The organism is Fannyhessea vaginae DSM 15829, assembly GCF_000159235.2.
GTDB lineage: Bacteria > Actinomycetota > Coriobacteriia > Coriobacteriales > Atopobiaceae > Fannyhessea > Fannyhessea vaginae.
In genome coordinates this window covers 1-14,672 of sequence record NZ_ACGK02000001.1, presented here as the reverse complement: position 1 = coordinate 14,672, position 14,672 = coordinate 1, and the positions used below count along the sequence as shown (strand labels likewise).

4 protein-coding genes are annotated in these 14,672 nt (G+C 43.5%); all 4 read left to right on the top strand.

Features of this window, described 5'->3' with window-relative positions:
* Positions 1-285: 285 nt before the first annotated feature.
* Positions 286-831, top strand: a complete 546-nt coding sequence (gene dhaS, locus HMPREF0091_RS00025; protein WP_006302112.1) for a dihydroxyacetone kinase transcriptional activator DhaS — start codon at positions 286-288, stop codon at positions 829-831.
* 37 nt (positions 832-868) lie between these two features.
* A complete protein-coding gene (gene dhaQ, locus HMPREF0091_RS00020; RefSeq protein WP_006302111.1) occupies positions 869-1,858 on the top strand; it encodes a DhaKLM operon coactivator DhaQ in 990 nt (329 codons plus the stop codon).
* Between the two features lie 311 nt (positions 1,859-2,169).
* Positions 2,170-3,042 (top strand): class II fructose-bisphosphate aldolase, encoded by an 873-nt coding sequence (locus tag HMPREF0091_RS00015; protein ID WP_006302109.1) that lies wholly within the window; start codon positions 2,170-2,172, stop codon positions 3,040-3,042.
* 486 nt (positions 3,043-3,528) lie between these two features.
* A partial coding sequence (locus HMPREF0091_RS06100; protein ID WP_006302105.1) for an InlB B-repeat-containing protein occupies positions 3,529-14,672 on the top strand: 11,144 nt, incomplete at its 3' end.

Below are 14,672 nucleotides of genomic sequence, written 5' to 3'. Positions count from 1 at the left end.
CTATAAATGTTTAATGCAAGCGCACAATTAAACGTTGGTGTTGCAGGCGTTGAGTCTTGTCAGGCCAAACGTGATACCCATGTAGTTATGCAAGCCTTGTGTACCATGGGTCATCTCTTGCAGTAAACGCTTGTGTATGTGCGCTTTGCATTCTTGTTAGTGCTATTGTATGCAAGGAATTTTTTTGATTGTAGTGGACAACTTATACTCCTTGTCCATTGTCCTTGGTCACATTTTCCGTAATAATTTATATACTGTTGGTACACGTGGGAGGTGATAGAGTGCATGTCTGGTTCGATCATCACCAAAAAGAAAATTGCAAATGCGTTCAAAACAGAAATTGAATGTCGCACGTTCGATTCAATCTCGGTAAGCCAGATAATGAAACGTGCACATATCCGCAGGCAAACCTTCTACGATTGCTTTATCGACAAATACGATCTGGTAGATTGGATATTCCAAAACGATCTTCACGAGCAAATTTCCGATCGGCTCGACTTTTTGAGTGGTCTGGACTTGCTGCAAGAAGTGTTTTACTTTTTTGAAAAACACGTGCATTATTATGCACAATTATTTAAGATTGTTGATCAAAACGACTTTTCAACCTATTTTTTGGACTATTGCGAACAACTCATACGCAAAATCTTTGATGAGGAGCTAAACGGTGCAGATATAGACATTGCTCCGTATATAAGTTATCACAGCATCGCGCTTTCTAATGTTATTCGCTACCATGTGATGCATGAAAATTTTAACCGTGAGATATTGTTTAAGATGTGCAAGAATACCATAAACATTACTTTACAAATTATTTCGGACGATACGCTCTAGCGCAGCCACATACGTAAGATACAGAACAGGAAGCATCATGATACAGATTATCAATCAGCCGGAGAACGTTGTTGAAGATATGCTGAGCGTTTTGCCTGATATTTACCCCAAACTTAAGTATAAAAAAGAAACGGGTATTGTATATCGTACAAACCTAACAAAAGACTGTGTGCCACTGCTTTCGGGCGGTGGATCGGGTCATGAGCCCGCGCACTTTGGATATGTTGGCCAGGGAATGCTTAGTTGTGCTGTTGAAGGTCCGATCTTTGTTCCTCCTTCAGCCGAGCACATCCTTGAGGGCATTAAAACGGTGTATAACGCCAAAACGGGTTTACTTGTTATCATTAAAAACTTTGAAGAAGACGTTACAAACTTTGGGAGTGCCATACGACAGGCTCGTGAGATGGGCATGAACGTTGAGTATGTAATTTCTCACGACGATATTTCTATTGAGTCTAGTTCGTTTACGCGTCGGCAGCGTGGTGTGGCAGGCACCGTGCTTATGCACAAAATTCTAGGTGCAGCAGCGCAGGCAAAAGTTGATCTTGACAGCTTAGTGTACATGGGGAATCAAATTTCTGAATGTATTGCTACACTGGGTGTTGCAAGTCGAGCAGCAACGCTACCAGGAAAAACAGAGCCCATGTTTGAGCTTGATGACCATGATATTTCTTATGGCATTGGTATTCATGGCGAAGAAGGTTATCGCACTATTGGTTTTGAATCGTCTGAAAAATTAGCCGTTGAGCTGGTAAATAAGCTCAATTTAAAGTTCCACTGGCATACTCACGACCCCTATATTGTGCTTGTAAACAATCTGGGTGGCTGCACGCGCGAAGAGGAGCTTATTTTCACGCATGACATTCTACAGCTCCTTGATCTTGAAGGGCTCAATATTATCGATGTAAAAATTGGAACATTTATGACAAGCTTAAATATGGCAGGGCTTTCGGTTACCCTCTTTAAGCTTCACGATCCGTCATGGCTTGCCTATTATCAAGCGCCCACTGATGCATTTGCGTGGTAAGCTCACATCGCAGGCTTGTTGGTATAAAATATGTCGTTAAATGTTTGCATGCAAACAAAGACAATAGAAGTGTCACATGATGAGCATGAAATTGTATACATTTGGCTCATTTCATCAAATTTGCCTTCAAATGTAATGTGCCACCACGAGCAAAAATAAGCAGAAAATCCGTGATAAAACGTTATATCACGCCGTTATTCGTGAAGTTTCGTATATATTTCGTATAAGTTACAATACCTACGTTACTCTTATGGAGAAAAAGGTATTATATATATGAATGCTAACGGTTGGTACGTCAAGGAGGTACTTTCATGCTCGTTTCTGCATCTTCTATGCTTCGCAGCGCAGAGCAAGGACATTATGCTATTGGTGCGTTTAACACCAACAATCTTGAGTGGGCTTCTTCAATTTTGGATGCCGCTGAAAAAGAGCAAGCTCCTGTCATTGTTCAGTGCACAGGTGGAGCTGCTAAATGGCAAACTTCATTCAAGCTTGTTAAAGACATGGTCGAAGAATTAGTTAAAGTTAAAAATATTACGGTTCCTGTTGCTATGCACCTCGATCACGGTAACTACGAAGAAGTATTTCAGGCTATCGAGGCAGGATTTACCTCTGTTATGTATGACGGTTCTCGTGAGAATGATTTTGAACTCAATCGTAAGCGTACCGAAGAAATTGTTAAACTTTGCCACAAAAAAGGTATCTCTGTTGAGGCAGAAGTTGGTGGCATTGGTGGTACCGAAGACGGCGTAACCAACACTGGTGAATTGGCAGATCCAAAGCAATGCGAAATCTTTGCTAATCTTGGCGTAGACGCACTTGCTTGTGGTATTGGTAACATTCACGGCGTTTATCCTAAGAGCTGGAAGAGCCTTTCCTTTGAGCGTATTTCTATGATTAAAGAAAAAGTTGGCGATCTTCCTTTGGTTCTTCACGGAGGAAGCGGTATTCCTACCGAGCAAGTTCAAAAAGCAATTTCTATGGGTATCTCCAAAGTTAATGTTAATACCGAGCTCCAACAAGTATTTACCGCTGCAGTTCGTAAATATGTAGAAGAGGGTAAAGACTTAGAGCCTAAGGGCTTTGATCCTCGTAAGATCTTAAAGCCTGGTCGTGAAGCTATTGTGGAGCGCGCATGTGAACTCATTCGCGATTTTGGCTCTGATAACAAGGGTTGGAACTAAGTTTTTACACCTTTTGAGAGGCTATAAGAGTAAATTACGTATATTTATACGCTGTTTATAGCTTATAGCACTTGCATAAGACAAGGGGTGTTTAGGTACTTTTTCGCATAAGCGGAAAAGTACCTTTTTTTATAGCTGATTGCGCAAACAAGAATTTGAGTATAAAAACCGTTTAAGCTGACTTAGGAAAGTTGTATATCAGCGCGTGTATAAGTTATACAGTGAATTTTTATCTGTTTTCGCGTGCACACCATAAATCATGCGTTTTGCCAAGCATATACAATAAAATAACCGTATCGAATATTTTTAGTCGACTTATGCAATAAATATACCGTCTGGATATAAATATCTACAGACGCTTATATCCATAGGCTTTAATCTGCTAAAACAGGAGAAACAATGATTGCTCTATACAAAGCTTAGCACCGTTGTTACAATAGTTAAGCTTATAGGTGTAAATATCGATTATTGTATACAGGTGTTGGTATGGTTAAAAATAATAGGATGGAACAAATTACATCACATAAAAAAATAACCGCAAAACATAAGCGCGAGAAAACGTCTTTAGGTGTTGCAGCAAGTGTTGCCCTTGTTTCTACACTTGCAATTACCACGCCAGCATTTGCTGCTCAATCAACAAAGAAGGCAGACAATGCAACGGATGCTGCTATCGAACAAGCTTCGGCGTCTGCGCAAACGACCCCACACGATTCAGCAAACGCTGGATCTAAGGCTACCCACCCGTCAATTTCTGAGCACACTCAAGCAGCAGCGCATACAATTTCTGCAGCAAAGTCAGCTCAAACGCCCAATGTAGCGCCGGCTCCTGTAAGTGCACAAGGTGCACAAGGCGCACAACCTTCAGGCACCACTGCGCATAATGAGCCAAATTCGGCTACCCCCCCCCTTCACCAACCAGCTAATACGCCTTCAAAACCTAAAGACAACACCAACCAACAAGTTGTAAAGCCCAATACCGAGCACCCAGAAGCAACAGATCAACCTACGGCAAATGGTCAGGTGGCACGCCCCGAAAATGAGCGTAAGACGGTGTATAACTTTACGGTGCATTATGCGGTTTCGGGCAACCAAACTAAACAACTTCTTCAGCCAACAGAATTTTCGTTTACCGAGGCAAAACTCAACGAAATTAGCGCACAAGGCGCAGATGGTGTATACATTCCTGTTCCTACTACTAAGGGCTATCGTGCTCCACGTGGTAAATATATTAAAAACGAGCAGGGCAAATATGTACTTGATACCGAGCAAAATGCATCGGTGCAAACCTATATTAAAATTGATAAAGAACTTATTGAAAAATATAAAAATGACCGCTTGAGTAAGGGCGATACGGTTGTTAGTGAGTTTACGCTTGAATATAACCCCAAGCAGGTAACGTTTTATGTTCGTCATATGCTGCAAAATCCAAACTATGACCCAACGGTTACCGATTCTAGTGATCCACGTTCCAAGCGCTTTATCGAATATAAAGACATTAATCACAAAGTACAATTGCAAGACGAGCAAGGACATTGGCATACGGTATGCGTAAGTAAGGCAATAGGTTTGGTGGGCTCGCAAGTATTTGCGCAGCCGGTAAATATCGAGGGCTATAGCCCAGAGCCCAATTTGGTAGGATCTGCAATTCCAGACGACGCGTATTATACCGAAGCCGATGACGACGAGGCGCAAGATCCCAGTTCCACTCAAACGCCACATAAACATTTGGTGTTTGAGCTGCGTTATTTGCTTAAAAAGCACGAAGTTTCCTACGACGTGCAAGGCGGCACAGCCATTCAAGGTCATGTGTATAAATTTGGCGAAAAAACGCTCAAACAAAATAATCCTGCACGCAAGGGTTACAAGTTTTTGGGTTGGACCGTAAAAGGTATTAAAGGAAAAGAAAGTGACACGCCTTCGCTCGACCCGAATTTTACCAAACAGGTTCTGCCCGATAACGACGTTAAATTTATAGCGCACTGGAAGCCCGCCCAAGAAGAAACTACCTACTGGGTAAATGTATGGGTGCAAAAAGCACGCCTGGTAAAACCCAACGATCCCAACAGCCTTGACAACTACGACTACGTGGGACGTGTACAGCGCACAGGCAAAAGCGACCAGAATATCGAAAATGAATTCACGAAATACAACCCATCGTTTGACGCACCAGCCGATATGCTAAACGGGAAATATCGTGTGATCAAAGGCACACTTACCGCAGAAGAGCGCAAGCAGGTGCACTTTGACGGGCTGGATACCACCAATGATCGTATAAAAGCAGACGTTGAAAAAGTCCTTGCGAGTGATAAAGAGTTCGATAGATTTTATAAGCCAAACTATCAGCTAGAAAATAAGCTGAACGCAGGCGAGGCGCCTGAGTGGTTTGGTGCAAAAGAGATGCGTCCGCTGTATAAGCTGCGTCCCGATGGCACAACCGTGCTGAACGCGGTGTATGACCGACAGGTGTATACCTACTACTTTGCTAAGCCTGATGGGTCGAAGAAGAGTACAGATGCAGATCCCTACGCCAATCCTCCCATAGCTGGCGACCCCGACTATAAGGGTAATGCAAGAGGCAGCAGCACCACGGTTACGATAGGCGGGAAAAAATATACATACGATAAAGATAAACATGATTCTGCATACGCTATTAAAGTGCGCTTTAACGAAGAGCTGCGCCCTGGTATAGAATTTCCAAAGACATCTCAAATTACCTATAGCCCTGTTGATAGAACACATGATATAGACGGAAGAGAAATCGACGGTTCAAAAGAAGAGCCTCAGGCGAATATGGGCTTATACATACTTGGTGACGCTACCAACAAGCATAAGGGTATATCAGATGATGGCGACAATGTGTTTGATACGCCGCCCTATCGCTTTGGTTTTGAAGATGTGTATTACACGCGTGAAGTAAAGGGCGCAGATTTTTACAACAAACAAGATTTCTTCTGCTTTAGTGAGCATTACCATCAAGGCACCTCTACAACCGAGGTAGGTAACTACGACTACAACCCCTACCAGCGGCTTTTTACGCCTTTTCCTATGGACACGAGGCAATTTCAATCAAATGAGCCATCAAATGGGCCTTTTCATGTAGTGATACGTGTAGAAACACCTGAATCTGCTGCAGCACGACTTAAAGACCCTCACGCAAAACCGCAGTACAAAATAAGCGTGATGTCTTACACCCAGTATAACTATATATATAGAAACGGAAATTTTAGCGAATCGAGTTTACTTGGTTGGAATGGATTTGTCGGACCAAATCTTATTGGGTATAAAACGCCCTCGAGTACATCAGGTGGAGATCCTGCTATTTGGAATAATGAAGACGAGTATTTTTTTGGCAATTCAGAGCAAAAACCCATACTCGATCCAAATGCCTCTATACCCGAAAAACACATGCAATGCGTGTATGAACTGCTGTATCAAGACTATTGTGCATATCTTAAAGCGAAAGGCGAATCACCTGTTGCACTTGTAGGTGACAAAGAAAAAGATAAAGACGAAAAAGAGCGCTTTAAGAAATACGTTAATGAAAAGTGGAAAGACGCATTTGACTTTACCTATAAGAAAAACAGCAAAGGCGAATGCATACAAGAAGTAGTTGATAAGGAGGGTAACCTCAAAGAAGTACCTGTTAAGTACCCCTTTAGCGCCATTCTTGTGTGGACCTACGATCGTACTACACCCACACTTCACTTCTATAGCGACGCAGCTACCAAGGTAACAGATAATAACGGTAACGCCGCTACTATCCAATCTCCTTTTGGGAGTAATCTTTTCAAAAAAGATTATATTATGGGCGGCCGCATTCAAGATGGAAAGTTTACGCCTACTATTAAGCCTTATACGCCAGCTGGGCAAGCGCCTGAGCAGTTCCCCGGTATGTACAGTTTTGAGCTTAACGGTAAAGAGTACTTCATAAAACGACCTGATAATCTGCCTAAAGACTACGTCTTTGACGGCTGGGCACTTGACGCCAATGGCTCGCAGGTGCTTATTCCGCACATGAAGTCTGACGGTACGCCGCTAAGTGCACAAGACATTCTTGATTATGTACAAAAACAAACAACACAGCGCGTACTACCAGATGGTGGACTTACGCTCTATGCACATTGGGTGCCTGCTCAGGTTACACATACCATTAAGGTCGATATGAACCGTGGGGATGGTTCGCACTCAGAAGTGTTTGTAAAGCATGGAGCACATGCTCACAAAGCTAAAAATGATGGTATTACGCGTGACAAGAATAAAATTCCTAAAGATGAATTTCCTCTTCCTGCCGAGCGTTCTGGCTATGTATTTTATGGTTGGGAAGTAAAAACGCACGATGCAGACGGTCACGAACACTGGTTGCCGTTTGCGTTTAGCACGCCTGTAGTAGAAGACTTAGAAGTTCGTGCCGAGTGGATTGAAGACAAGCGTGTTACTGGTACGGTGCGTCAAGTGTTCCTCAATCCTGGTTGCACCATTGAACAATATGAAGCAGCTAAGAAAACAGGCAATCAAGAAGAGCTTAACAAACTTATTCACAATATAAAAGTTGAGCAACTCCACGATTTGCGCCCCGGTTCTTCTACCTCGGTACAAGCGGGGTACCGCGATGATGAGTATTTCCCCGATCATACGTATTCAACATTTGTGGTAAATGATGACGCAAGCAAAAACAGCGCCGAGTTTGTATATCAGCCGTATTCAAAACGACACTATACGGTACATTATAAAGATGCTGCAGGTAATGAGATTGCCGCGTCCGAGCCTCAAGAGGGAAATGTTTCTGTTTACACTACAAATAAGCTTAACTATAACGTTGTTGAAGCAAAAACAATTCCTGGCTATGTACTTAAACATGGTATTGCTCCGCAGTACCAGTTTGTGATTAAGCCAGAGTCAAACGGTAGCTATAAAGACAGCTACGACTACACGTTTGTTTATGATGACGTGCGTATACTTAATCGTAAAGACGATACGCAAGTAACACCTACCAATTATTCGCGCTTGGTATTTAAGACAGAAACTACCGAGCTGGTTGTAAAAAATAAAAAAGTTATTTCACAAATTTCTAAAACGGCTGGCGGTGAGCTTAAGCCCTTTGCGTTTGATCCAAGCGCGCCTGCAACAAATGTTTCGGAGATTGTGCTTGACGCGGTACAGGGCACAAAAGCATATCAGCTGCCTTTGCCAACTCCTGTTGCAAAAGAAGGCTTTACCTTTGTAGGCTGGACTTCAGAAGACTACTATGACGGACAAAAATACGATGGTGCCAATCGTTTGCCTGCCAACTCGCAAACGTTTGACCATAAGATTGTTTACATTGCCCACTTCAAAAAGACCGAAAATGCCTTTGTAGGCTCCGACCCCAAGGCAGAAACGCCCACGGGCTACTACAAAGTTAACTACACCGCCGACCAAAACGGCCGCCTCTCGCGCCAAATTTCTGACGGTCATGGTGGTACTAAAGATGAAACGCTTGATACGCTTACCAATATTGTTGTTTTGGACAAATATAAGATAAACGTTATCAAAGCTCCAACTCCTGTACCCGATAAAGGTTTTAAGGCTATAGATGGCTTTACGTTTGAGGGGCAAGACGCCAAAGACCGTACCTACACCAAGCATTTTGTGATGATTGACCCTATAGCAATTGATCATCGCTATGTTTTGCCAGGCGCTCCTGTATTGGGCACCAATGAAACGATCATGAGCCTTATTAAAAATGCTAAAGAGTATAAAAATGAGGCAGATGCTAGTACCCCTGGTGCGGCTGCAACGTATAAGCTTTTCGATGAAAATGGACAGCCTGTAAGTTCGCTTGACTCAACCACAGCAGGTGAGCACAAGGTATTTATTGAGGTTACCGCAGGTAGAGAAGGCCATCGCGTAAGCAAAAAAGTTCCGTTTTTCTATACGGTCATGCCGCGCGCGTTCCTCCAAGGCGATCTTAATAAATATGACCCAGCTCAGGTAGCTGCACACTATAAGAAATATACCTTTAAGTCTAAGACTAACCAAGGTATTATGACTGGTCGCGAAACTGCGCACCAAGAAGGCGAATACGAAACACTAGGCGCATATGTATATGTAGGCACTACCGAAAAACCTGCAGACACCTATACGCTTGATATTCCTTCTGCTGCTGGTCGTGACTTTGAAGCCGACGGTTATCATTATGTGTTCCGTGGTTGGAAAAAAGTTGATACGGCGTCTGCTCAAACTGGTGGTGCGTCTGGTAGTACCGCACCTGACGTGTTACCCGCCGACTTTACATGGAAAAACTTTACACCTGATATTGGTCCAAAAGACCACTATAAAGACATTAAACCTACGGATAATGCGTCATATGTAGCAATGTACGAGAAAATCCCCTACATTGTGGCTAAATCCGAAGATGGTACTGTTCCGCCCGACAGCGTTGTTGTTTCGTTTAAGCCAGCAGCTGGTCGCGCTTGGAAAGACGGACAAACAGGTCCTAAAGTACTCTACATTAAAAAGGGTATGGATATTTCCAAGCTCGATGAGCACGGTAAACCCATTAAAGCAGACGACCATACCACTAAGTCGATCCTTCAGGTTTTGGGTGAAAAACTCTATGGTTACACAGGCGACTGGACCAAGTCATCCATGGAAGGTATCCAGCTTATCGAAAGCATGAAAAAACATGGCGAGGGGATAAGCGGTGCCGATGAAGCATGGAAGTCTAATAACGCCTTCCAAGAGTTTGTTGCACGTCAAACAGCGTATGTTGATCCTGTTGGCGGTGTAGAAAAGACCATTGTCAAGGGCACCGCGGCACCTGAGGCACTTGACTTTGTTAAGAATAAAGACCAGTTTAAGGCTGCTGATGGCTCTCCATTTGAAAGCATAAGCGCTGAGTTTGTAAAAGCTCCTTCAACCGATGCTGCTGCAAACCTTACCGTACCTATCAAAGTAACCGTTAAATATAAAGACAGCGCAGAAACCACGCATACTCGTGTGTATAACATCACAGGTTCTTTGCACGTATTAGGCGATGTACTTGAAAAGAAAAACGCTCCAAGTGACCCTGCACTTACAAGCAAGTACACAACCATTACCTTTGTAAGCAAGAAGCAAGATGCTCCTTTGAAAGAGGGTCAAGCGGTTGCCGACAAGGAAGCGCCTGGTCAGGTATCGGGTGCTACGGATAATGGCGATCAGAGCGAGCTACAATATTTGGCGTACAAAAAAGACGATGCCAACTACACAATTACCATCCCGCAGGTTACGGGCAAAGATTACACTGCTAACGGATACCACTACGTCTTTACGGGTTGGAAGAAGGTACAAACTGGCGCACATGCTCAAGAGGTGCTGCTTGACGCTTCTGCTCGTACGCTAACTTTTGACGCAGACAGCAACGTTGTGTATGAAGCGCAGTATAAAAAGATACCTTATATCATGGAAAAGAGTGAGGACGGAAACGTTCCACCCGACAGTGTTGTTGTTTCGTTTAAGCCGGCGGCTGGTCGTGCGTGGACTGATGGCTCAACTGGTCCAAAGGTTCTCTACATTAAAAAAGGCATGGACATTTCCAAGCTTGATGAGCATGGTAAGCCGGTGAGCGATCCAAGCAAGAGTATTCTTGCACATCTGGGCAAGCAGCTCTATGGTTACACAGGCGACTGGACCAAGTCATCCATGGAAGGTATCCAGCTTATCGAAAGCATGAAAAAACATGGCGAGGGGATAAGCGGTGCCGATGAAGCATGGAAGTCTAATAACGCCTTCCAAGAGTTTGTCGCACGTCAAACACCCTACACAGACCCACAAGGTGGCGTAGCAAAAACTATTATTCAAGGAACAGATGCGCCTGCGGCTCTTGAGTTCATTAAGAATATCAACGAATTTAAGACCGATGCAAATTCACCCTTTGAAAGTATTAAGGCAGAATTTGTAGAGGCTCCTCAAACCAATGCAGCTGCAAACCTTACGGTTCCCATTAAGGTGACCGTCAAATACAAAGACAGCTCAGATTCTACGCATACGCGCGTGTACAACATTACGGGTAGCCTGCAGGTATTAGGTGCTGTTCTAAAATCTGAAAACGCACCTTCGGATCAAACGCTCAAACAACAATATACAACGGTTACTTTTGTAACAAAGAAAACCAATGTGTTAGATGAGCACGGTAAACCCACGGGCGCACAAGAAGAACCCGGACAGCTGTCGGGTGCAAATGATAAGGGCGAACTTGGATACCTTACCTTTAAGAAAACAGGCGCGTCATATGACATTGCTGTTCCTAAGGTATCGGGTCATGATTATGAGGCAAATGGATATCACTACGTCTTTACGGGTTGGAAGAAAACCTCTACAGGTGGCGCGGCAGCGGCTGAGCTTAGCTCGGATACGCGTATTATAAAGTTTGACGCGCAAGAAAATGTAATCTATGAGGCTCAATATAAGAAGATTCCCTACATTGTAACCAAACCTGAAAATGGTAATGTTCCACCCGATAGTGTTGTTGTATCGTTCAAGCCAGCTCCTGGTCGTAAATGGCATGATGGCTCAACTGGACCAAAGGTACTCTACATTAAAAAGGGCATGGATATTTCTCGTTTGGACGAGCACGGAAGACCTATTCCTGATGGTGATACTACAACTCCTTCAATTTTGCAGGTATTAGGTTCACAGCTCTCGGCGTATGATAACGACTGGACAAAGTCGTCCATGGATGGCATTACGCTTATTGACAGTATGAAAAACTCTACTGATCCAAATGCGTGGAAGTCTAACAACGCCTTCCAAGAGTTTGTTGCACATCAAAAGAAACATACCGAGCCCGAACCTATCCCAGATTATCTGGCAATCATTCAAAATACCAAGGTTCCTGCTGCAAATGACTTTATTAAGAACGACGCTGCATTAAAGGCATTGGTACGCGCGTCTGGGCAAACGATTCCAGGGTCAGAAAATATAGATTCGTATACAGTGGAGTTTGTTGGAAATCCGCCACAGTCTAAGGTTTCGGGTGTATATCTGGTTCCGCTTAAGGTGACCATTAAGTATCACGACATGGCAGAGCCTAAAGTATTTAAGATGAATTCTCAGCTTAAAGTTATATATGGCGTGCTGTACAGCAAGAATAAGCCCGATCAAAACAAGTCACCCATTGATTACAAGGTTTTTGATGGAAACTACCGTAAAGTTACCTTTATTACCGACGATAACGAAAAGTCGCAGCATAAGGGTACGATGATTGGTGAAACCAAAAATTCTGTTGACTACTATGTAGCAAAAGACCAAAAACTTAAGGTACGCGTTCCTAAGATTTTGAATCAAGACTATAAAGATGATGGATATCACTATCGTTTCTTGGGATGGCGACTGGTTTCAGCTTCTAATCAGCAGGTAGCAGACGCTCATAAAGCAGCAGATGGTGACTTAGTAGCAGGAACACCAGCGGCAGAGCAACTCACCTTAGCCGAACAAACAGGTGACCTCATCTATAAGGCGGTTTATGAGAAAGTTCCTTATGTAGTAACTAAGCCTATAGATGGTACGGTTCCTGCCGACTCGGTTGTTGTATCGTTTAAGCCTGCTCCCGGCCGTATGTGGCGTGATGGCTCAACTGGTCCAAAGGTACTCTACATTAAGAAAGACACTGATATTTCTAAGCTTGATAAGGACGGTAAACCTATTACCGATCCTAAAGACAGCGTACTTGCATGGCTTGGCAATCAGCTTGTTGACTATGAGGGCGACTGGTCAAAGAGTAATATGGAAGGAATTACCGCAGAAAGCAGTATGAATGCTGCCCACGCAACCAATCCAGCCGCATGGCTCTCAAAAGACGCATTCCAAGAGTTTGTTGCACGTCAAAAATCGGTGGTTGATCCTTCTGTTAAAAAAGAAATTGTTATCACGCAATATGGTCAGGTACCCGATGCAAAAGACTTTATCGCTAACATGGCTGCTATCGAAAAAGATAACATTGCTACAAACAATGATGGTAGCTATCAAATAAGTGTAACTTATGGCGATAAGAACAATTCTGAAAAACCAAGCTCTTCTGATGCTGCGGTATATACGGTACCGCTGACGGTGACCATTCAACATAAAGATATGGATAAACCTATCGTGTATAAACTTACCAGCGTTTTGCGTGTTATGGATAAGGTTCTCTCTAATACGCAAGGTGGTAAAATAGTTGGCGAGATTACACGTAAGCAGCAAACATCTGAGCCGCTTAACGGAGAAGAGCAACAATTTAAGGACAACTATGCCAAAGTTGTATTCTCTGCAGCAGATGGAGGTGTTCTGGCAGGCGGAGATAATGAATCAACGCTTACTCATTATGTAAAGAAAAATACCGACATTACGCTTGCTGTTCCAAGTGTTATTGCAAAGGTAGATCAAACCGACGCTTCAGGTGAAAAATTCAAGTGGGTATTTACTGGTTGGAAGTTGCAAATAAAGCCAAATGCTCAGCACACACCTCAAACAGGCAGCTCGTCACGCCAGCGTCGAAGCCTTGACGGTGTATTGCCGTTCACCACGTTGGTACAAACTGACACGCCAACAGGCACAACCGTGACGAATATCGTGCTTTCTGCCGAAGACTTAAAGCCAGAAAACTTAACGAAAACACTTCGTAAACTTGAGGCTGTCTATGGTAAAGCCTTTAGTGACGCCACGTATGAGTTTGTTGCACAGTATAAAAAGCAACCCTACATTTTGGACTCAAGTCAACAAGATACCGTTCCAGAAGGTTATGTGCCACTCGCGTTCTTACCTGGTCCAAAACATACATGGAAAGATGGCTCTACGCGTCCGTATATCTTCTACATTCAAAGTGGTACCGATATTACCAAGCATAAGCATGAGCTTGAGGCGTTACTTTCGGGCTTTGTTGATTGGCAGGTGTACGACAAAAACGGTGCGCTTATTCAAGACGCAGACCAAATTAACGCTGCCAATAATCCAAAGCATGCGTATACCTTAATTGCTCACCAAACCGAAGTTCCCGACATTTCGGCAAAGGATGACGTTGTTATTGGTGTGTATGATGAAGTGCCCAATTATGACAAACTCATCAACGATATTAAACAAGGAACTACGGTAGTACCTGGTTTAGCTGCGTTTATGAACTCTGATCGTTTTGTTGGCTTTGAGGCTCCGTCAACTGAGGTGCCGCTGAACCCGCTTGCTGGAAAACCAGGTGTATATGTTGAGCGTTTTGGTCTTAAGTACAAAAACGATAAGGGTGATATTGAAGTAAAGAACATTGCCGTAAACATTCGTGTCCTGCCTCGTGTCATACCAGAGCAACACCTCCCAGCGCAAGACACACCAGAAGCTGAGTTCATTAAGCATAACTACACCAAGGTTATGTATCGCGTTGGTTTGCGCGATCATGGACGCCTTACCTCTCCATTTACAACGTTTTATGTACGTCGTGGCTATACCATTGATCCTAATGCACTTCTGTACTTTGACAAAGAGCTTCGTAGTGCTCATACACAAGGAAACGAAGAAATAGGTGTTCCTTCAACCCAAGCTGATACAGGTTATACCTTCTTTGATTGGCAAAAGCTTGTCGCTAACGATAAGGGAGATGTAGTATATCTTGCTCACTTCCATAAGCTTCCTATTGCGCACTTTAC

Bases quoted from the DNA above. Each gene is read 5' to 3' on its own strand.
- HMPREF0091_RS00015 (WP_006302109.1), top strand. From the start codon at position 2,170: ATGCTCGTTTCTGCATCTTCTATGCTTCGCAGCGCAGAGCAAGGACAT.
- dhaQ (WP_006302111.1), top strand. From the start codon at position 869: ATGATACAGATTATCAATCAGCCGGAGAACGTTGTTGAAGATATGCTG.
- dhaS (WP_006302112.1), top strand. From the start codon at position 286: ATGTCTGGTTCGATCATCACCAAAAAGAAAATTGCAAATGCGTTCAAA.